Here is a 19,043-nt window from a genome sequence, read left to right on the forward strand (position 1 = left end):
CCTGGATGCGCTATATGATTCCCAGACAAAACCTCACCGGATTCCCCCTTGGCTGACGACGACAACAAGCCCGGCGACCAGCCGGCGCACCCCTCGGACATTCGCCCCGTTTCCATCTACGAGGAGATGAAGAAGTCCTACCTCGATTACGCCATGAGCGTGATCGTGGCGCGTGCGCTGCCCGATGCGCGCGACGGGTTGAAGCCGGTCCACCGCCGCATCCTGTTCGCGATGAACAATCGCGGCGACACCCCCGATAAGAAGCACAAGAAGTCCGCCGGTGCCGTCGGCGAGGTCATGGGTAAGTACCACCCCCATGGCGACCAGGCGATCTACGACGCCCTGGTGCGCATGGCGCAGGACTTCTCGATGCGCGCTCCCTTGATCGACGGGCAGGGCAATTTCGGCTCGGTCGACGGCGATCCGCCGGCGGCGATGCGCTACACCGAGTCGCGCCTGACCAAGATCGCGCTGAAGCTGCTCGAGGACATCGACGACGACACGGCCGACTTCCAGGACAATTACGACGGCTCCGAGAAGGAGCCGGTGGTGCTGCCGGCCCGGTTCCCGAACCTTTTGGTCAACGGCGCCGGCGGCATTGCGGTCGGCATGGCCACCAACATCCCGCCGCACAATCTCGGCGAGGTGATCGACGCCTGCGTCGCGCTGATCGACAATCCCGCGCTCACGATCGACGAGCTCATCAACATCATCCCGGGCCCGGATTTCCCGACCGGCGGCATCATCCTCGGACGCCAGGGCATCCGCAGCGCCTATCATCTCGGCCGCGGCTCGATCGTGATGCGCGGCAAGGTCACCTTCGAGACGATCCGCAAGGAGCGCGAGGCGATCGTCATCACCGAGATCCCGTATCAGGTGAACAAGGCGACGATGGTCGAGCGCATCGCCGAGCTCTACAAGGAAAAGAAGATCGAGGGCATCTCCGACCTGCGCGACGAGTCCGACCGAGACGGTTATCGCGTCGTGGTCGAGCTCAAGCGCGATGCCGTGCCCGACGTCGTGCTGAACCAGCTCTACAAGTTCACGCCGCTGCAGACCAGCTTCGGCGTCAACGCGGTCGCGCTCGATTCCGGCCGTCCGCAGACCATGAACCTGAAGGACATGCTGACGATTTTCGTCGGCTTCCGCGAGCAGGTCGTCACCCGCCGGACCAAGTACAAGCTGCGCAAGGCGCGCGAACGCGCGCACGAGCAGGTTGGCCTCGCGATTGCGGTCGCCAATATCGACGAGATCATCAAGGTGATCCGGCACTCGCCGACGCCGGCCGCCGCGCGCGAGACCCTGATGACGCGCGACTGGGCCGCCCGCGACGTCGAGGACATCATCACGCTGATCGACGATCCCCGTCACCGCATCAACGCGGACGGGACGATCCGCCTGTCGCTGGAGCAGGCGAGGGCGATCCTGGAGCTGCGCCTGGCGCGCCTCACCGCGCTCGGCCGCGACGAGATCGGCGAGGAGCTGTCCAAGCTCGCCGGCGAGATCAGCGATTATCTCGACATCCTGCGCTCGCGCGGGCGCATCCTCGACATCATCAAGACCGAGCTTGCCGAGGTGAAGACCGAGTTCGCAACGCCGCGCCGCACCGTGATCATGGAGCAGGAGGGCGAGGTCGAGGACGAGGACCTGATCCAGCGCGAGGACATGGTCGTCACGGTCTCGCATGCCGGCTACGTCAAGCGCGTGCCGCTGTCGGCCTACCGGGCGCAGCGCCGCGGCGGCAAGGGCCGCGCCGGCATGCAGACCCGCGACGAGGATTTCGTCAGCCGGCTGTTCGTGGCCTCCACGCATACGCCGGTGCTGTTCTTCTCCTCGCGCGGCCAGGTCTACAAGGAAAAGGTCTGGCGGCTGCCGATGGCCGCACCGAACGCGCGCGGCAAGGCCATGATCAACATCCTGCCGCTGGAGCAGGGCGAGCGCATCACCACCATCATGCCGCTGCCCGAGGATGAATCGACCTGGGGCAACCTCGACGTGATGTTCGCCACCACCGGCGGCAATGTCCGGCGCAACAAGCTGTCAGACTTCGTCGACGTGCGCCGCTCCGGCATCATCGCGATGAAGCTCGACGACAACGAGGCGATCGTCGACGTGCAGATCTGCACCGAGCGGGACGACGTGCTGCTGACCGCGGCCGGCGGCCAATGCATCCGCTTCCCCGTCACCGACGTGCGCGTGTTCACCGGGCGCACCTCGATGGGCGTGCGCGGCATCGCGCTCGGCGAAGGCGACAAGGTGATTTCGCTGGCGATCCTGCGTCACGTCGAGACCACCTCGGACGAGCGCTCGGCCTATTTGAAGATGCGCCGCGCGGTCGCGGGCGAAGCCGCCGCGGAAGAGGCGCCGGGGGATGCCGAGGCCGAGGAGACCTCGGGCAGCTTCCAGCTCCCGCAGGAGCGCTATGTCGAGATGTCGGCGCAGGAGCAGGTCGTGCTGACCGTCTCCGTCAACGGCTACGGCAAGCGGACCTCGTCCTACGAGTACCGCACCACCGGCCGCGGCGGCAAAGGCATCGTCGCCATGAGCGTCAACAACCGCAACGGCAACCTGGTTGCCTCCTTCCCCGTTGAGGAAGCCGATCAGATCATGCTGGTCACCGACAAGGGCCAGCTGATCCGCTGCCCGGTCGAAGGAATCCGCATCGCCGGCCGCTCGACGCAAGGCGTGATCGTGTTCGACACCGCCGAGGACGAGCACGTCGTCTCGGTCGAGCACATCACCGAGGAGGCCGAGAACGGGAATGGAGAGAACGGCACCGGCGGTGGAGCCTAGCTAAAGCGTGATCCGGAAAAGTGCGAAGCGGTTTTCCGAAAAGATCATGCTCAAACAACAACCTAAAGCGCGATGATGATTCATCCTGATCTCATCGCGCTTTAGAGCATGGTCCGGAAGCCGACGAAGCTGTATCGCAACGCAGGTTGGAGATGAATTCTCCGATCTGAGCGATGGCCGCATGGGCTTCAGGCAGCACCGGGACGAAGAGCTGGAAGACGTGCGGCATGCGCGGCCAGACCTCCAGGCTGCTCCGCGGATTACCTTGCTTCAGCTTGTTGGCGATGCGGACCGCGTCATCCCGCAGGATCTCGTCGCTGCCGACATGGATCAACACCGGCGGAAGGCCGAACGCATCGCCATAGAGCGGCGATGCATAGGGGCTATACGGGTCGGCGCCTGCCAGATAGCAATGCACGAATTCCGGAATATCGTTCACGTTCAACATCGGATCTGATGCGGCATTCTCGGTCAACGAGGGCGCAGTGAGCGCCAGATCGGTCCAGGGCGACATGGCAACAGCGGCGGCAGGGAGCGGCTTGCGTTCGTCACGCAGCCTCATGAGAAGGCACAGGGCCAATCCTCCGCCGGCTGAATCACCCATCACGAACAATTCGCCCGGATCGGCCGTCTCGCCGGCGAGCCAGAGAAAACCCGCCACGGCATCGTCCAGTGCGGCCGGAAACGGATGTTCGGGGGCGAGGCGATATTCAAGGGCCCAGACCGTCGACCTTGTCACATTGGCGATGCGCCAGGTGAAATGCCGGTAGTAAATCGGCGCGCCCGAGATATAGGCGCCGCCGTGAAGATACAGCACGTTGCGTCCCGGGCGAGACGCCGGGGTGGCGATCCGGTGTAGTCTGAGGTGACTGGCCTGCACGACGCTTGTCTTTGTGCTGCGTGGCGGACGAGGCACCCATCGCTCCATGCGATGCATGTTGGCCCGCCACGTCCCGACATCGAATGGCTGACGGTGCCGTTTCAGGAACATGCGGATGCCGAGGCGCAGCATTTCCGCGCGCAGGCTCATGGTGCGTCCCCTTGCTTCATTCGCTTGGGTCTTACGGCCTGAATGCGGCCGTCTTTGGCAAGTGCAGCCGCTCGGGTTCGCCGGATCCGGTGTCGACCAGCAGGCCATCCTCGATCTCGACGATGCGATCCGCAAAGGGAATGACCCGGGGATCATGAGTCACGACGAGCACGGCGCGCTCGCGCTGATGTGCGGCATCGGCGAGAATCCGCATGATGCTTCGCCCGTTATTGCCGTCGAGCGCGGCAGTTGGCTCGTCGGCGAGAATGACCGAGGGATTGGCGACAAAGGCTCGCGCGATCGCGACCCGCTGCTGCTCACCGCCGCTGAGCTCGCCCGGCAAGGTATCGGCCTTCTGCTCCAGGCCGACCAGGTTCAATGCTTCCCGCGCCCGCTTCCCGGCTTTGCGTCCACGCTCGTGACGGATGTCGAGGGCGAGTTGCACGTTCTGCGCAGCGGTGAGCGTCGGAAACAGATGATAGGACTGGAACACAAAGCCGATATGGTCGCGCCTGATTCTGGCCAGTCCCTCCTTGTCGACACCCGACGTGCGCGTGCCGCACACGGTGAGCGTACCCGAACTTGGTGCCAGCATGCACCCGAGAACGAGCAGCAGCGTCGTCTTGCCGCTGCCCGACGGCCCCATCAGCAGTGTGAACTCGCCGCGCCGCAGCGTCAGGTCGATTCCGCGCAGCGCTTTCACCTCGCCGGCGCCACGGCCAAGCGTTTTCTTGATCCCGGTAGCCTCGATGATGATTTCGTTCATCGCATGAATACCGTTGCTGGATCGATCCGCACCACACGCACGATTGCGCCGATCGCCGACGCTACGCACATCACGACCGTCAGCACGAACAGGGCTGCAATCAGCCACGGCGTGATGACGATCGGCAACGCGCTCTTGGCAGTCATCTCCACAACGACAGCGCCAATCGCAGTCGCAATGATGAAGCCGATGATCGCGTTGAGGAGCGCCTGATAGATGATGACCCTGTAGATATATCCATTCGACGAACCCATTGCTCGCAGGGTGGCGAATTCGCTGAGGTGATCCTTGGTGCTCGAATAGAGTGTTTGCGCGACGATGACGGTGCCGACGATCACTCCCAGCAATGCGCCGGCAAACAGCGCAGCGCCGGCGCCTGTCCCGAACAGCCAGAACGAGCGGCTACGGCTGCGGAATTCATCCGTCGTAAGCACCTCGTGCTCGCCAACCTGAGCTCGAACGGCCTTAAGTACCGTGTCGCGATCGGCGTCAGGCTTGAGGCGAACCAGGAGATCGCTGGCGCGATCGGGAAATGTCCCGGTGTAGGTGCGCGCGTTTTTCAGGTCCACAAAGACATAGGGTGTCGTGGTGAAGGAGCGGATGCCGTCGGTCAAGGCCACGACCTTCACGCGGCGGCCGCGGATCTCGGCCGTTGATCCGATTTTTGAGACGCCGAGGCGATCGTAGTAGGAGCGGTCGACGACCACGGCTCCACTTTGCGACAGCGCGCGAACGTCACCCTCGACCACGTTCCACGGCTCCAGGCTTCGATCACGCAAATCGGCACCGACAACGAAGACGGGTGTCAACTCGCCGCTCTCGAGGCGCCAGTCCGAGAAGCCGATGACCAGCGGGACCACGGAGGCGACGCCGTCGACGGAAGCGACCTTGTCGCGCAGCTTCGCATCCAGCAGCGAAGGATCCTCAAAGCATTTCGCCCCCTTCGGCAGTACCCAGAGATCGGCCGACGCATGATCGATCATCGTTGTCACCATGCGACCGAAGCCCAGGAACAGGCCCATCTGGATCATCACCAGGACGACCGAAAATACGATGCCTACGAGTGTCGCGACAAAACGCAGGCGATCGTGGAAGAGATTGCGGGATGCGAGCGTCGGGACCAGTGACATGGACATTCCGTCATCGAGGTTGATCTGAGATAGCGCCCTTGCTCGGGAGTCCGGAATGCCGGTGGACCAGCAGTCTCACGCCTGCGGCCAGGAATCCGCTCGCGGTCCAGCTCAGAGCCAGTGCCACGATGAGGACGAACGCGGCTTTGGCGACGGCATCCAGTCTCGTGCCGAGCAGTGCATATTGCAGCCAAAGCACGAACGGGTAATGCGTCAGGTAGATGCCGTAGGCATTGGTCGAAAGGCTGTCGGCGAGCGCCGAGCGGCGACGCAACAATGCCAGCGAACTGGCCACGAAAGCGATGACGCCTGTTGCGCATGCAGGGGGAAAGGCGAAAGCCGCGGCGAGACGGTATGCGGGCGGGCTGGCATTCCAATCCGGCATGGTCAGCGAGGTCAGTCCGCCCCATACTGCAAAGCAGGCGAATGCTGCGGCAGCCCACGTTGGCCAGCGGCGCGCGAGGGGGCCGCCGGTGCGGAAGATACTGCGATCGCACCCGTAGCCACCGATGGCGACTCCCGCGGAGAAATAGAGAAGATAGTGCAGCGGGCGGCTTAGCTGGAAAGACAATGGGCCGAGAAAGGTCCATTCCCAGGGCGTGAAGATCATCGCTAAGGGGACATAGGCCAGTGCCGACAGACTGGTCAGACCTGCGAAGAAGAGCAGGGGACGATCGTTGCACTTGGCGATGATGAGGCCCGCGGCTCGTGGCCACGATGGCACGAGCTCATGCAGCGCTGCAGCCAGTCCGCTGAGCAGCAGAAGCTGCCACAAGAACCATTGCGGGCCCGAGGGCCACATCGGCAAAGCGCGCCAGTGCTGCCAAAACGCCGCAGGCGAGGAATCGGTCGCGGTCGTCAGATACGAAGCATAGTACGCCACCGGACTGAGCAGGGCGACCGCAAGGACGAAGGGCAATCCAATTCGCCACCAGCGCTCCGCGAAATAGGCGGTGCCGCCCTTGCGGATGAGGCCGTACGGGGTGAATAGGCCCGCCAAAAGGAACATCAGGGACATCAAGCTGACGTCTTGCCATGCGCAGAACAGGTCCAGCCCGAACCAGCGTTCGCGGTCGATGATCGGAAACGCGATCCACCGATAGGGCGGCGCGTCGAAGGCGAACGGACGCGGCGGCTGAGAGGCGAGGTAGGGAAGGGCCGAATGAAAGGCGACCACGATCAGGATCACGACAGCGCGCAAGTTGCTGAATGTGACGTTGGCGCCAGAGTTCATGGGAGAGCACCAGCCCAGCATTGATCTCGCCGGAACCAACCGAGAGGCGATCCACCTGGTTCCAATCCGCCGAGGAGCAATTTCAGCAATTCGATCCGCAGTGGATGCTGTTTTGCTGAAGCCAATGTCTCCAGCGCCCGGCGAGCCGGCGTGCGCGTCGGCGCGGATCTTGGTGCGACGCGTGTCGGTGGGGCGCCGCTGCGCGCATTCTCGCTACGCGGCAAGCGGTTGCGCGCGACGCGTCGGCTAAATCTCCAGCTCCGTGCCGAACTCCACCACCTGCTTGGTCGGCACGTCGAAGAACGCGGCCGAGCGTTCGGCGTTGCGCTGGAGGAAAGCGAACACGCCTACGCGCCAGACCCACATGCCCGGCACGTCCTCGCGCGGGATGATGGTCTCGCGGCCGACATAATAGGTAATGTCGGAGAGATCGATGCCGGGCGGGATGATGGCCGGAGGCGACTGCGGGCGTGCTGGACAATGGCCGCCCCCCGATGGAAACGCGCCCGGCGGGCCATTCCGACGGGCGCGAGCGCCACGCAGTCTGCGACGAGACGTCGCAAATAGCCATGGGGTTTTTCTTGGGTTTTTTCTTGGGTTTTTCTTGGGTCGATAGCGGGCCAGCTGACGTGAAACTGGCAGATCCGACTACGGGGTCCGATCGGCGGTCACGAGGCGGGCCTCGCGGACATTGGCCTTGCTGCCGGCGCGGCGCAGGCAGGACGCCTCGAAATTCGGCCAGGCCTGCTGCGAGCAGTCACGGCCGACGGTGCGGATATCGAGCCGGTCGCTCTTGGCCAGCGGCTGCGGCACGCTGGCTTCCACGGTCGGGGCAAAGCCGGGCAGGAGGGTGAGGGCCGCGGCAACACACGCAGAGAGTGCGATCGCTGAAAGCGCCTTGATCATTGACTGTCCCCTGTGATGCGGCCGCCTACGCCCAGTACGCGGCCCGTCGTTCGTTGGCCGGATTAGTAACCATGGCCAGTTTCCGGACGTCTTCGCCGTCGCCGGAAATGGTTTCGTTCCCGCTCCGTTTTGTTTCGTGGCCGCTCCCAGGACGAAACAAACCGGCTGCTGCCGACGCCAGGCGAGATATTTTCGGGGCTGGACCGGAAACGGACAAGGAACCTGCCCGGCTTGCCGGCCCGGGCCGGGCGCGGTAGGACGGGGCCATGTCGCGCATCGCCTTCTACCCGGGTTCCTTCGACCCCATCACCAACGGCCACCTGGATGTGGTCCGGCACAGCGTTTCCTTGTGCGACAGGCTCGTGGTCGCGATCGGGGTGCATCCCGGCAAGAAGCCGCTGTTCTCGACCGAGGAGCGGTTGAAGATGCTCGAGGACGTCTGCGGTCCGATCGCGGCGCAGGCCGGCTGCGTGCTCGAGGCGACGACCTTTGACGATCTGTCGGTCACCGCAGCCCGCAAGCACGGCGCGACCATCATGATCCGGGGCCTGCGCGACGGCACCGATCTTGACTACGAGATGCAGCTCGCCGGCATGAACGAGGCCATGGCGCCGGAGGTGCATACGGTCTTCCTGCCGGCCTCTCCCATGGTCCGCCCGATCACCGCCACTTTGGTGCGCCAGATCGCCGGCATGGGCGGGGACGTCTCGGCCTTCGTCCCGCCGCAGGTCGCGGCCCTGCTCAAGGCCAAATTTGCCGGCTAACGGCGCGCTTCCTCTTCTCTCTGATCCGGAGTTGTCATGATCCGAATTCTCGCAATTCTTGCCGCGCTTCTGTTCGCGGTGCCGGCGGCGGCGCAGCAATTGCCGGCAAATCTCGACAAGGCCAACGCCATCGTCATCGACAGCACCAAGGGCCGCATCGTCATCAAGCTCAGAACCGACATCGCGCCCCAGCATGCCGAACGCATCAAGCAGCTCGCGCGCGAGGGCTTCTACAACAACGTGCCGTTCCACCGGGTCATGGACGGCTTCATGGCGCAGACGGGCGACGGCCAGAACGGCAACGGCACCGGCGGCTCAAAGTACCCGAACCTGAAGCAGGAATTCTCCAGGGTGCATTTTGCCCGCGGCATCGTCGGCATGGCCCGGCGCGGCGACAGCGTCGACAGCGCCAACTCGCAGTTCTTCATCATGTTCGCCGACGGCGGCAGCCTCGACGGCCAGTACACCGTGATCGGCGAGGTCGTGCAGGGCATGGATGTCGTCGACAAGCTGAAGAAGGCGCCCCCCGGCTCGCCCGGCGGCTCCGTCACCGATCCCGACAAGATGGTGAAGGTGCAGGTCGCCTCCGATATCAAGTAGGAGCGGCTATGGCGCGCCGCGGTGGCAAGCTCCTGCTGGTTGCCGCGATGCTGCTGCTCGGCGTCCCCAGTGCGGCCGCGGAGGACGCGCAGGTCAACACCATCCAGGACATCTTCCGGCACCTGCGCACCTGCTGGAGACCGCCGTCGCCCGCCAGGGCTCGCCCCCTCGACATCACCGTCGTCGTGAGCTTTAACCGGGCCGGAAACATTCTGGGCCATCCGAGGATTACCTATGAATCCGCGGAGGCCTCCGACAATGACCGGCTGCAATACCGGATCGCAGTGATGGAGGCGTTGCAACGCTGCACGCCGGTGCCATTTACCGATGCAATGGCCGGCGCCGCCGCGGGACGTCCATTCGCGATCCAGTTCCGCAGCCGCAAGACGTCACCCGACAAGACTTCACCCCCAACACAAGAGAGACGAGCATGAGCGTCACCGAAAACACCCTGATCCTCGAGACCACGCAGGGCCCCGTCACCATCGAGATGCGGCCCGATCTCGCGCCGAACCACGTCGCGCGCATCAAGGAGCTGGTGCGCGAGGGCTTCTACGACGGCATCGTGTTTCACCGCGTGATCGAGGGCTTCATGGCGCAGACTGGCTGCCCGCACGGCACCGGCACCGGCGGCTCCGGCAAGAAGCTGAAGGCCGAGTTCAACAAGGAGCCGCATGTGCGCGGCACCGCCTCGATGGCCCGCGCCGCCAACCCCGATTCCGGCGACAGCCAGTTCTTCATCTGCTTCGACGACGCCCGCTTCCTCGACAACCAGTACACGGTGTGGGGCAAGGTCACCGAGGGCATGGAGAACGTCGACAAGATCAAGCGCGGCGAGCCGGTGCAGAACCCCGACAAGATCGTCAAGGCGCGGATGGCCGCGGACAAGGAATAGTCACTCGTCATTCCGGGGCGATGCGCAGCATCGAACCCGGAATCTCGCGCCACAATTTCGGGATTCCGGATCGCCGCGCCTGAGGCGCGGCGTCCGGAATGACGGTGCTAGTGAGACATGCGCACCGATCTGTTCGATTTCGATCTGCCGCCCGAACGCATCGCCTTGCGCCCGGCGAGCCCGCGCGATTCCGCCAAGATGCTGGTCGTGGAGAATGGCACGCTGCGGGATCAGACCGTCGCCGACCTGCCGCAATGGCTGCGGCCCGGCGACCAGCTCGTCGTCAACGACACCAAGGTGATCGCGGCGCAATTGAAGGGTCGCCGCATCGGCCGCGAGACCGAACCGAAGATCGAGGCGACGCTGATCAAGCGCCTCGACGGCTCGCGCTGGCAGGCGCTGGTGAAGCCGGCCAAGAAGCTCGCTCCCGGCGATCGCATCCGCTTCGGCAATGAAGGCAAGGTCTGCCTGCTCGGCCATCTCGACGCCGAGGTCGAGGCCAAGGGCACCGAGGGCGAGGTCACGCTGTCGTTCTCGTTCCACGGCCCGGCGCTGGACCAGGCTATCGCCGATCTAGGCAGCCCGCCGCTGCCGCCCTACATCGCCTCCAAGCGCACGCCCGACGATCAGGATCTTGCGGATTACCAGACCATGTTCGCGGCGAACGAGGGCGCAGTTGCAGCGCCGACCGCAGGGCTGCATTTCACGCCGGCGCTGGAGCAGGCGCTGCACGCGCGCGGTGTCGGCATCCACCGCGTGACGCTGCATGTCGGGGCAGGGACGTTCCTGCCGGTGAAGGTCGACGACACCGAAGCCCACAAGATGCACGCCGAGTGGGGCACGATCTCGGCCGCGACGGCTGAGCGGCTCAACGCGGCGCGGAAGAACGGCGGCCGCATCGTTGCCGTCGGCACCACGTCATTGCGGCTGCTCGAAAGCGCCGCGCGCGAGGACGGCACGATCCAGCCGTTCGCGGCCGAGACGTCGATCTTCATCACGCCCGGCTATCGCTTCCGCGCGGTCGATATCCTGATGACGAATTTCCACCTGCCGAAGTCGACGCTGTTCATGCTGGTGTCGGCGTTCTCCGGGCTCGAGACGATGAAGCAGGCCTATGCGCACGCGATCGCGCAGCGCTATCGGTTCTACTCGTATGGCGATGCGTGTCTGCTGTTTCGGGCGGCGCTCTAAACGGCAAGCCCTGCTCTATCACCGTCATCCTGAGGTGCTCGCCTCTTCGGCGAGCCTCGAAGGGTGACGGCCCCGCTGCTAGATGTCGGCCGTGCATCCTTCGAGGCTCTCTGTGCAGCGCCTTGCGCTGCACGGCTCGCACCTCAGGATGACGGGTCGAAAATGTGTTACGCCATCACCCGCTGCGGCAACAGCTCGGCGATCTGCACCGCATTCAATGCCGCGCCCTTGAGCAACTGATCCGCCGCGACGAACATCGAGATCGAATGGCCGCTAGCGTCGCTGAGATCCTTGCGGATGCGGCCGACCAGGACGTCGTCCTGGCCCGAGGCGTCGATCGGCATCGGGAAGTAGTTCTTGGCGCGGTCGTCGACAACCTTGACGCCGGGCGCCTGCGCCATGATGGCGCGGACCTGATCCTCGCTGATCGGCTTCTCGCATTCGAAGGTGATGGCTTCGCAATGGGCGCGCAGCACCGGCACGCGCACGCAGGTGACGCCGACGGCAATCGACTCGTCCTCGAAGATCTTGCGGGTCTCCTTGATGACCTTGGTCTCTTCGTCGTTGTAGCCGGTCTCGGGATCGACGGCGGTGTTGTGGTTGAACAGGTTGAAGGCGTAGGGGTGCGGCATCACCTTGGGAGTATAGACCTGCCCGTTGAGATTGGCGCGGGTGGACTCGATGAGCTCCTCCATCGCGGCGGCGCCGGCCCCGGACGCGGCCTGATAGGTCGAGATGATGACGCGCTTGATGCGGTTCTTCTGGTGGATCGGCCAGAGCGGCACCAGCGCGGTGATCGCGGCGCAGTTCGGGTTGGCGATGATGCCCTTGTGGTCACGGATGCGGCTCGCGTTGATCTCGGGGATCACCAGCGGCACGTTCGGATCCATGCGGAAGGCAGAGGAGTTGTCGACCACGACGGCACCGGCCTTGACCGCGATCGGCGCGTACGTCCTGGAGATGCCGCCGCCGGCGGAGAACAGCGCGATGTCGACGCCGTCGAAGGAGCGCTCGGTCAACTCCTCGATGACCACACTCTGCCCGCGGAACGACACCGTCTTGCCGGCCGAGCGGGCGCTCGCCAGCGCCTTGAGCTTGCCGACGCGGAAACCACGCTTGTCCATGGTGGCGATGAATTCGGCGCCCACCGCACCGGTGACGCCGACAATCGCGACGACGGGATCGTTACTCACTTTGTCCTCCATTGAGTTTTAGACAACAAAAAAGCCCCGGACCATCGAGGGCGGGGCTTGCCGTAGAGCTGATGCGTTTAAGTCGACGACCTACGCGCGCACGCCTCCCCGGGCCCCTTCGGCCGTGGTGGTTTTGGTCGTGCGTTTGGTGGTCGCGAACATGGCGGCGACTTATGCGGGAGAGTTTTGCCCCCGTCAATGGCTTTTCGGCCCGGTCGATGCCTGGACGGCCTGCGCTATTTGGCACCCGCTATTTCGGCACCCGCTATTTCGCCCTGGCGCCCGGCGGCTCCAGGGTGACCTCCTTGAGGTCGTCGCCGCTGACGACGACGATCGAGAAGTTCAGCCGGCCGCGTTCGCGGACCAGTCCGCCACTGATCGCCTTGCCCGCGGCGGCGCGCTCGGCGACCCGCACGGCATCGGACAGGCGATGCCTGATCGCACCCAAAGCTGCGAGGTTGCTGCGGTCCTCGCGGTCGAGCTCGGTGAGGGGGAGGGCGGCTTCCCCGCCGACCAGTTCGCCCGTTGCGGCATTGATGGTGTGGCGCCAGATCCGGTCGTTGTGCAGGGTCTTCACCCGGTAGACCGGCACGCCCGAGCCGCCGTCGAAGCTCACATCGGCGGTGGTGGCGCCGGCATGGCGGGCTTCGGCAATCGCCATGGCCTGGCTGATCGTGATCGACGAGCTGCGGAATCGTTCTATTTCGCGGCTGACTGCCTGGCGGTCCGCTTCGGCATCACCATCTGTGTCGCTGTGAAGCGCGGTGGGCGTGCTCGCGGTCACGATGGCCTGCGCCGGCGCGGCGATGAGCAGCGCGGGCATTGCGATCGCAAGCAGGTGCGAGGTCCATTGTTTGGCAGTCGTCATGCTCGAAACCCTCGGCCAGCGAGTGTGCCGGATGATCGTAAAGAAATTCGTGGCCGGCCTTGGGCATCGGCCGGCCGCGGAGCGCCGCGGCAGGCTGTGCCCGCCGCGGCGATCGAAGCGGTCTGGACCTCTTGGGGCTGGTGGAAAAAGCGGCCCGAACCGACTGTAATAAAACCATACCGTATCGTTTTGTTTTGGTCAATGGCGCCGCACCGTTGCCCCTGGGGAAAGCGCGCAGGCTCACGGAATTGTCAGCGCGACGAGCGGCGCCGCGGCGTGGGTTTCGGGGCGTCCTGAACGCGGTCGGCTGGCCCCAGCGCGCCCGCCAGGAACAGCTTGATCGCCGCGCGCATGCGCTTCTCGGCCGCCTTCAGCTCCAGCGCCGTTCCGAACGTCGCCATGCGGTGCGTGTGACCGACGACGACGTCGAGGAACACCTCGGCCGCGATGGTGGTGTCGTCGACGTCGAGCGCGCCTTGCGCCACCAGATGGTCGAAGAAGCGCGCCGTGGTGGCGACGGCCTTGAGCCAGCCTTCCTCCTTGCCGAGCTTGGCGACGTCGGGGAAGTTGATGGCCTGCGCCGTCATCATGCGGCTGAAGGCGACGGCGTCAGGGCCGCAGGTGAAGGTCAGCATCTCGCGTCCGATCTCGACCAGCCGCTGCTCGACCGGAATGTTCGAGGCGCTGGAGAGTTGCGTCTCTGCCGCCGCCGACAGCGGCGCAAGCCAGCGCTCGATCTCGCGCCTCAGCACGGCCGCGAACAGGCCGCGCTTGTCGCCATAGCGGGAATAGACGGTGGGCTTGCTGACCCGCGCCGCTTCCGCGACCGCATCGAGTGAGGTCGCATCGAAGCCGCGATCAAGGAACAGGCGGGTGGCGACCTCGATCAGCCGCTGATCGCGCTCGATCGCGGCGGTCTTCGTCGGCCGGCCTCCGCGCGATTTCGCCACCTCGCGCCGTGGCGCTGCCGGTCTTGTCCTGGTCGCAGTCAATCCCATGCCCAATGATTCCTGCGCGTTTCTGACGGTCGTCTTTGCTCTATAACGCGCAGCAACCGGGGCGTCATCGCGATTCTGGCCGAAATGGCCATATCGTCAACGGTCTCGATACGACCCCGTTCCTTCGTGCCGGCCTAAGGCAGCGTCGAGGTCCAGGCCTGGCCGGATGCAGCCTTCTCGTATCCGTACTGATAGAGCGCCCGCATATAGCCGGTGTCGAACCCTTCCGACGGCGGCGCCGGATAGTCGCGCGCGATGTAGGAGAGATGGAAGCCCAGCCGGTTGCGCTTGGCGAAATCGTAGGTCGAGAAGATGATCGAGCGCGTCTGCGATTGGGTGATCGCCGACAGGCTGCGTGAGGCAACGTCGATGGTGCCGTTGGAGACGAGCTCGAAGTTGCGTTCGATCTTCTTGTTAACGAGGATGTAGATGTCCATCTTCGCATTGCCGGGCAGACGGCCGCTCTGGAACAGCAGGGCTTCCGGCAAGGTCAGCACCGGCGCGGTCACGCCGCCGTCGACATGCATCTCCTGAAACTTGCGGCCGCGGCCTTCTGCATCGATCATGATGGGCGGAAACACCAGGGGAATGCTGGCAGAGGCCGCCATCACGTCGCGAAACAGCTTGAGAGCCTCGGGCGTTCCGACCGCGGCTATCCTGCCCATGTCCCAGATCGCGGTGCGCTGCGTATCGAGGTCGGTCGTCACCACGAGCAGCTTGCGGCCCTTGGCGTGCTCGCGCGCGACCTGTGCCATGAACTCGGGCCCGACATAGCGTGCGACGAGCTCGCGCAGCCTCGTGTTGCCGAACAGGCCGGATCCGAACAGCACGCGCATGATGCTGGGATCGTTCAGCAGGCTCTCCGCGATGCCGCTGGTGTAGACCTCCTTCAGCGTGTCGTCATATTGCGGTCCGAGAAACGCGAAGGGCGCGATCAGTCCGCCGGTGCTGACGCCCGAGACGACCGAGAAGGTGGGGCGGGTTCGTGCCGCGGTCCAGCCGTTGAGCACGCCGACGCCATAGGCGCCGTCGGCGCCGCCGCCGGAGAGCGCTAGATAGGTTTTCGTCGCAGTGCTGGTGTCCTTCTCGAAGCTGAACTTGGTGACCGGCTCGTCGGCGTAGCGCCTGAGGCCGTCGATATCCAGCACGCGCGAGACGCTGGCCTCAGCGGCCGTGTAGGGCGTGCGGGGCAGGGAGGTGCAGGCGCCGAGCGCCAGGCTGCACATCAGGATCACCGATCCGATCAGGCCGGCACCAGTCTGCCTGATCCGGTCACGCGAGGAGACGGATGGGTCGGTCGAACACGAAGGGTACGGCATTATCGGTGGCTGGCGATCACGCATCTACCGCCGCCGGCAAGTTCGCCGCGGCAACTCGTCCAGCCCCCACGCACAAAACTACACTGTATCGTTTCGTTTGACAAGGTCGCGGCACACAATCCTTGTGTTGGTCGGTGTCCCAGTCTGACGCACAAACCGGCCCGAGCGCGGTCCGGCGGGTTGATCGGCCTGCTCCGACACGCAATAAGCACCGCCATGAATCCCGACAATGACCTTCCCAATCACTTTGAGTTGCTCGCCACCGACGGGGCCGCGCGCACCGGGCGGCTGACCACCCCGCACGGCGTGGTGCGCACGCCGGCCTTCATGCCGGTCGGCACCGCCGGTGCCATGAAGGGCATGCACTGGCGCGAGGTGCGCGAGGCCGGCGCCGACATCGTGCTCGGCAACACCTACCATCTGATGCTGCGTCCGACCGCCGAGCGGATCGCAGCGCTCGGCGGCTTGCAGAAGTTCACAGGCTGGAACGGACCGATGCTGACCGATTCCGGCGGCTTCCAGGTGATGTCGCTGGCGGATTTGCGCAAGGTCAGCGAGCACGCCGTCACGTTCCGCTCGCACATCGACGGCGCCAAGGTCGAGCTGTCGCCGGAGCGGTCGATCGAGGTGCAGCGTTTGCTCGGCTCCGACATCGCCATGCAGATGGACGAATGCGTGCGGCTGCCCGCCGAGCGGGCCGACATCGAGCGCGCGATGCAATTGTCGCTGCGCTGGGCTGAGCGCTCGAAACGCGCTTTTGCGAATGCCCCGGACGGCTACATGCTGTTCGGCATCGTGCAGGGTGGCGACGTGCCCGAGCTGCGCCATGCGAGCGCGCAAGGCCTCGTCGGGATCGGCTTCCACGGCTATGCGATCGGCGGGCTTGCCGTCGGCGAGCCGCAGGCGGTGATGCTGGCGATGATCGACGAGACCGCGCCGCTGCTGCCGAAGGAGCGGCCGCGCTATCTGATGGGCGTCGGCACGCCCGACGACATCCTCGAAGCGGTGAAACGCGGCATCGACATGTTCGACTGCGTGATGCCGACGCGCAACGGCCGGCATGGCGTCGCCTTCACGCGCTACGGCCAGGTGAATTTGCGCAACGCGCGCCATGCCGACGATCCGCGCCCGCTCGATGAAGAGAGCTCATGGCCTTCGACGCGCAACTGCGCGCGCGCCTATCTCCATCATCTCGTCAAGGCAGGCGAGACGCTGGGCGCGATGCTGCTGTCCGAGATCAATGTCGCTTACTATCAGTCCCTGATGCAGGGCATCAGGGACGCGGTCGCACGCGGGACGTTCGACGAGTTCTATCAGCGGACGCGCGAGGACTGGGCGAAGGGCGATATCGCCCCGCGCTGATCAACGGCAGGCTCAATTGCAGACGATCCGCTGTTTGAGAGCGTGCTTGGTGACGAAGCCATAGCCGCAATTGTCGCACGTCCAGAGATAGCTGATCATGTGGTCCGAGACGTAAGCGGAAGCTTCGGCGGCGACCATCGAGTCGGCGCAGACGGGACAGGTAGGTAACTCGCTACACCGCGGATAGCGGTTCGGCGCGACGGTCGACATCACTTCAGCAACAGCTGACATCGTGGTGACCTCCCTGCTTTGAGACGTAAGTCTAACATAAGCAGAAGCAGTTGACGAGGTCGCAACACAAATGCGCTGTTTTTCTGATATTTGCAGCTCATCTGATTTTGCGATGCAGCGTATTTAACATGTGCTGCATTGCCGCTTGCGTGTCGCCGCAAGCTGTCGGTAACTGCGCATGGCCGCGACAGACGTGCAGATCGTCGCCACAGGGAGTTCATCATGGACGCATCGTCCAACACGGGTGCAGCGCACCAAACCGGCCGCGGCCGGATTTATGACTCGATCGTCGATGCCTTTGGCAACACGCCCATCGTGCGCTTGCGCCGGCTGCCCGGCATGCACGACGTGAACGCGACCATTTTGGCAAAACTTGAATATTTCAATCCGGCCGCAAGCGTGAAAGACCGCATCGGCGCGGCGATGATCATCGCGATGGAGAAGGCGGGCATCGTCAAGCCCGACACGGTGCTGATCGAGCCGACCTCCGGCAATACCGGCATTGCGCTCGCCTTCGTGGCGGCTTCGCGCGGCTATCGACTCAAGCTGGTGATGCCGGAATCGATGTCGATCGAACGACGCAAGATGCTGGCGTTACTCGGCGCCGAGCTGGTGCTGACGCCTGCAGCGCAGGGCATGAAGGGCGCAATCGCGGCCGCCGAGGAGCTCTTGAAGACGACGCCGAACTCGGTGATGCCGCAGCAGTTCAAGAACCTCGCCAATCCGGAAGTGCACCGCCGCACCACCGCGGAGGAGATCTGGAACGACACCGGCGGCAGCATCGACTTCTTCGTGGCCGGCGTCGGCACCGGCGGCACGATCACCGGCGTCGGCCAGGTGCTCAAGCCGCGCAAGCCGGGCTTGCGTGTTGTCGCGGTCGAGCCGGAGGAGAGCCCGGTGCTCTCAGGGGGACAGCATACTCCGCACAAGATCCAGGGCATCGGCGCCGGCTTCGTCCCCGACATCCTCGACCGCTCCGTGATCGACGAGATCTTGAAGATCAACTCGACCACGGCGATCGAGACCTCGCGCGCGCTGGCGCGGCATGAGGGCATTCCGGGCGGCATCTCCTCGGGCGCCGCGATCGCCGCCGCGCTTCAGATCGGCAAGCGGCCGGAAGCTTCCGGAAAGACCATCCTGGCGATCGTGCCGTCCTTCTCCGAGCGGTATCTTTCGACGGCTCTGTTTGAGGGAATCTAGGACATGGCAGATCAACCGAGACGGCCGCGCACGCTGGGCGATGCCAGGACCGAAGCCGAGGCGGCGTTCAAGAAGGTGACGACCAAGGTCGCCGCGGCGCCCCCTAAGCAAAACGCCGTTCCCGGCGTCAAGGAGCAGGTCACGCTGCGCATCGACCAGGACGTGCTGCAGTTCTTCCAGGAGGGGGGTCCCGGCTGGCAGGACCGCATCAACGAGGCGCTGCGCAAGGCGGCGGGGAAATAGGCTCCTCGGATGGGCTGTAGCTCCTCATCCTTGTATGGGGAGTGAGTTGTCAAGAGAGCATTGTTTGTTGGCGGCGGTCTTGGGCGCCGAGGCGAGGCACGGTCAAGACTGGCCGCAGGCCACCGCCGGAGGCGGCGCGTTAGCGGCCTTGACCGCGACGAGCTCGGCGCCACAATGGAGCGTTCGCAACATGCGCATCGGCGCTGGCAGGCGGGACGTGATGCGAGGCCTGGGCCGTGAACGACAATGCGGCAGGACCGCATCACCTTGTATCCGGTCGGGCACGCGGCCCGGTACCCTGATCTTTCATGCACGGGTGA

Annotated in this window: 19 protein-coding genes and 1 pseudogene; 9 read left to right on the plus strand and 11 right to left on the minus strand. The window is 64.8% G+C overall.

Annotation, left to right across the window (positions count from 1 at the left end; all coding sequences use genetic code 11):
• The first annotated feature begins 48 nt into the window (after positions 1-48).
• Positions 49-2,793 carry a DNA gyrase subunit A gene (gyrA, locus tag HZZ13_RS10160; RefSeq protein ID WP_197959463.1) on the plus strand — a complete coding sequence of 915 codons (2,745 nt, stop codon included), beginning with the start codon at positions 49-51 and terminating at the stop codon, positions 2,791-2,793.
• A gap of 91 nt (positions 2,794-2,884) precedes the next feature.
• On the opposite strand, the gene HZZ13_RS10165 is transcribed toward gyrA, so the two are convergent.
• The 6 genes and pseudogenes from HZZ13_RS10165 to HZZ13_RS10190 form a co-directional block, all read right to left on the minus strand.
• Positions 2,885-3,823: an alpha/beta hydrolase gene (locus HZZ13_RS10165; protein ID WP_197959464.1), complete on the minus strand. Its 939-nt coding sequence runs from the start codon at positions 3,821-3,823 to the stop codon at positions 2,885-2,887.
• A 31-nt stretch (positions 3,824-3,854) separates the two neighbouring features.
• The gene (locus HZZ13_RS10170; RefSeq protein ID WP_197959495.1) at positions 3,855-4,589 is read right to left on the minus strand and encodes an ABC transporter ATP-binding protein; all 735 of its coding nucleotides are present in this window, start codon (positions 4,587-4,589) and stop codon (positions 3,855-3,857) included.
• Complete coding sequence (locus tag HZZ13_RS10175) at positions 4,586-5,719, minus strand: ABC transporter permease (protein ID WP_197959496.1); 1,134 nt, start codon at positions 5,717-5,719, stop codon at positions 4,586-4,588. Before HZZ13_RS10175 ends, HZZ13_RS10170 begins: the two co-directional genes overlap by 4 nt.
• A 10-nt stretch (positions 5,720-5,729) precedes the next feature.
• Positions 5,730-6,953: an acyltransferase family protein gene (locus tag HZZ13_RS10180; protein ID WP_197959465.1), complete on the minus strand. Its 1,224-nt coding sequence runs from the start codon at positions 6,951-6,953 to the stop codon at positions 5,730-5,732.
• Between the two features lie 246 nt (positions 6,954-7,199).
• Positions 7,200-7,394 (minus strand): annotated as a pseudogene (locus HZZ13_RS10185) (KUP/HAK/KT family potassium transporter); the annotation flags it as partial.
• A 207-nt stretch (positions 7,395-7,601) separates the two neighbouring features.
• Positions 7,602-7,859, minus strand: coding sequence for a hypothetical protein (locus tag HZZ13_RS10190; RefSeq protein WP_172783710.1), 258 nt, complete (start codon positions 7,857-7,859; stop codon positions 7,602-7,604).
• A gap of 266 nt (positions 7,860-8,125) precedes the next feature.
• Here HZZ13_RS10190 and coaD point away from each other — a divergent pair, with 266 nt between their 5' ends.
• The 5 genes from coaD (at position 8,126) to queA (ending at position 11,309) form a co-directional block, all read left to right on the plus strand.
• Positions 8,126-8,623 carry a pantetheine-phosphate adenylyltransferase gene (coaD, locus tag HZZ13_RS10195; RefSeq protein ID WP_197959466.1) on the plus strand — a complete coding sequence of 166 codons (498 nt, stop codon included), beginning with the start codon at positions 8,126-8,128 and terminating at the stop codon, positions 8,621-8,623.
• 36 nt (positions 8,624-8,659) lie between these two features.
• A complete protein-coding gene (locus HZZ13_RS10200) occupies positions 8,660-9,223 on the plus strand; it encodes a peptidylprolyl isomerase (protein WP_197959467.1) in 564 nt (187 codons plus the stop codon).
• Between the two features lie 8 nt (positions 9,224-9,231).
• On the plus strand, positions 9,232-9,657 hold the full coding sequence (locus HZZ13_RS10205) for a UCP034077 family protein (protein ID WP_197959468.1): 426 nt from the start codon (positions 9,232-9,234) through the stop codon (positions 9,655-9,657).
• Positions 9,654-10,118 (plus strand): peptidylprolyl isomerase, encoded by a 465-nt coding sequence (locus HZZ13_RS10210; protein ID WP_128261588.1) that lies wholly within the window; start codon positions 9,654-9,656, stop codon positions 10,116-10,118. The genes HZZ13_RS10205 and HZZ13_RS10210 overlap by 4 nt, the downstream gene beginning before the upstream one ends.
• A 117-nt stretch (positions 10,119-10,235) precedes the next feature.
• Complete coding sequence (gene queA / locus HZZ13_RS10215; protein ID WP_197959469.1) at positions 10,236-11,309, plus strand: tRNA preQ1(34) S-adenosylmethionine ribosyltransferase-isomerase QueA; 1,074 nt, start codon at positions 10,236-10,238, stop codon at positions 11,307-11,309.
• 167 nt (positions 11,310-11,476) lie between these two features.
• Here queA and HZZ13_RS10220 read toward each other — a convergent pair whose 3' ends face one another.
• The 4 genes from HZZ13_RS10220 to HZZ13_RS10235 all read right to left on the minus strand — a co-directional run bounded on the left by HZZ13_RS10220 (position 11,477) and on the right by HZZ13_RS10235 (position 15,687).
• A complete protein-coding gene (locus tag HZZ13_RS10220) occupies positions 11,477-12,514 on the minus strand; it encodes an aspartate-semialdehyde dehydrogenase (RefSeq protein WP_197959470.1) in 1,038 nt (345 codons plus the stop codon).
• A 253-nt stretch (positions 12,515-12,767) separates the two neighbouring features.
• Positions 12,768-13,370: a PepSY domain-containing protein gene (locus HZZ13_RS10225; protein ID WP_197959471.1), complete on the minus strand. Its 603-nt coding sequence runs from the start codon at positions 13,368-13,370 to the stop codon at positions 12,768-12,770.
• Positions 13,371-13,621: 251 nt separating this feature from the next.
• Positions 13,622-14,368 (minus strand): TetR/AcrR family transcriptional regulator, encoded by a 747-nt coding sequence (locus tag HZZ13_RS10230; RefSeq protein ID WP_197959472.1) that lies wholly within the window; start codon positions 14,366-14,368, stop codon positions 13,622-13,624.
• Positions 14,369-14,502: 134 nt separating this feature from the next.
• Positions 14,503-15,687, minus strand: coding sequence for a patatin-like phospholipase family protein (locus HZZ13_RS10235; protein ID WP_246504359.1), 1,185 nt, complete (start codon positions 15,685-15,687; stop codon positions 14,503-14,505).
• Between the two features lie 216 nt (positions 15,688-15,903).
• On the opposite strand from HZZ13_RS10235, the gene tgt reads away from it, so the two are divergent.
• Entirely contained in the window at positions 15,904-17,049 is a 1,146-nt protein-coding gene (gene tgt / locus HZZ13_RS10240; RefSeq protein ID WP_197959474.1) for a tRNA guanosine(34) transglycosylase Tgt, read from the plus strand.
• Between the two features lie 12 nt (positions 17,050-17,061).
• Here the strand turns inward: tgt and HZZ13_RS10245 are convergent, their stop codons facing one another.
• Positions 17,062-17,280: a hypothetical protein gene (locus HZZ13_RS10245; protein ID WP_197959475.1), complete on the minus strand. Its 219-nt coding sequence runs from the start codon at positions 17,278-17,280 to the stop codon at positions 17,062-17,064.
• A 222-nt stretch (positions 17,281-17,502) separates the two neighbouring features.
• On the opposite strand from HZZ13_RS10245, the gene cysK reads away from it, so the two are divergent.
• Together cysK and HZZ13_RS10255 are read left to right on the plus strand one after the other, a co-directional pair.
• Complete coding sequence (gene cysK / locus HZZ13_RS10250) at positions 17,503-18,480, plus strand: cysteine synthase A (protein ID WP_197959476.1); 978 nt, start codon at positions 17,503-17,505, stop codon at positions 18,478-18,480.
• Positions 18,481-18,483: 3 nt separating this feature from the next.
• The gene (locus HZZ13_RS10255; protein WP_197959477.1) at positions 18,484-18,723 is read left to right on the plus strand and encodes a BrnA antitoxin family protein; all 240 of its coding nucleotides are present in this window, start codon (positions 18,484-18,486) and stop codon (positions 18,721-18,723) included.
• The last annotated feature ends 320 nt before the right edge of the window (positions 18,724-19,043 follow it).

This window comes from Bradyrhizobium agreste, from assembly GCF_016031625.1.
Classification (GTDB): domain Bacteria; phylum Pseudomonadota; class Alphaproteobacteria; order Rhizobiales; family Xanthobacteraceae; genus Bradyrhizobium; species Bradyrhizobium agreste.

Excerpts from the sequence above, each read along its gene's own strand:
- HZZ13_RS10205 (WP_197959468.1), top strand. The coding sequence starts at position 9,232 with ATGGCGCGCCGCGGTGGCAAGCTCCTGCTGGTTGCCGCGATGCTGCTG.
- HZZ13_RS10170 (WP_197959495.1), bottom strand. The coding sequence starts at position 4,589 with ATGAACGAAATCATCATCGAGGCTACCGGGATCAAGAAAACGCTTGGC.
- HZZ13_RS10165 (WP_197959464.1), bottom strand. The coding sequence starts at position 3,823 with ATGAGCCTGCGCGCGGAAATGCTGCGCCTCGGCATCCGCATGTTCCTG.
- HZZ13_RS10200 (WP_197959467.1), top strand. The coding sequence starts at position 8,660 with ATGATCCGAATTCTCGCAATTCTTGCCGCGCTTCTGTTCGCGGTGCCG.
- HZZ13_RS10210 (WP_128261588.1), top strand. The coding sequence starts at position 9,654 with ATGAGCGTCACCGAAAACACCCTGATCCTCGAGACCACGCAGGGCCCC.
- tgt (WP_197959474.1), top strand. The coding sequence starts at position 15,904 with ATGAATCCCGACAATGACCTTCCCAATCACTTTGAGTTGCTCGCCACC.
- HZZ13_RS10220 (WP_197959470.1), bottom strand. The coding sequence starts at position 12,514 with ATGGAGGACAAAGTGAGTAACGATCCCGTCGTCGCGATTGTCGGCGTC.
- HZZ13_RS10235 (WP_246504359.1), bottom strand. The coding sequence starts at position 15,687 with ATGCCGTACCCTTCGTGTTCGACCGACCCATCCGTCTCCTCGCGTGAC.
- HZZ13_RS10230 (WP_197959472.1), bottom strand. The coding sequence starts at position 14,368 with ATGGGATTGACTGCGACCAGGACAAGACCGGCAGCGCCACGGCGCGAG.
- HZZ13_RS10225 (WP_197959471.1), bottom strand. The coding sequence starts at position 13,370 with ATGACGACTGCCAAACAATGGACCTCGCACCTGCTTGCGATCGCAATG.
- coaD (WP_197959466.1), top strand. The coding sequence starts at position 8,126 with ATGTCGCGCATCGCCTTCTACCCGGGTTCCTTCGACCCCATCACCAAC.
- HZZ13_RS10190 (WP_172783710.1), bottom strand. The coding sequence starts at position 7,859 with ATGATCAAGGCGCTTTCAGCGATCGCACTCTCTGCGTGTGTTGCCGCG.
- HZZ13_RS10175 (WP_197959496.1), bottom strand. The coding sequence starts at position 5,719 with ATGTCACTGGTCCCGACGCTCGCATCCCGCAATCTCTTCCACGATCGC.
- cysK (WP_197959476.1), top strand. The coding sequence starts at position 17,503 with ATGGACGCATCGTCCAACACGGGTGCAGCGCACCAAACCGGCCGCGGC.
- HZZ13_RS10255 (WP_197959477.1), top strand. The coding sequence starts at position 18,484 with ATGGCAGATCAACCGAGACGGCCGCGCACGCTGGGCGATGCCAGGACC.
- HZZ13_RS10245 (WP_197959475.1), bottom strand. The coding sequence starts at position 17,280 with ATGTCAGCTGTTGCTGAAGTGATGTCGACCGTCGCGCCGAACCGCTAT.
- queA (WP_197959469.1), top strand. The coding sequence starts at position 10,236 with ATGCGCACCGATCTGTTCGATTTCGATCTGCCGCCCGAACGCATCGCC.
- HZZ13_RS10180 (WP_197959465.1), bottom strand. The coding sequence starts at position 6,953 with ATGAACTCTGGCGCCAACGTCACATTCAGCAACTTGCGCGCTGTCGTG.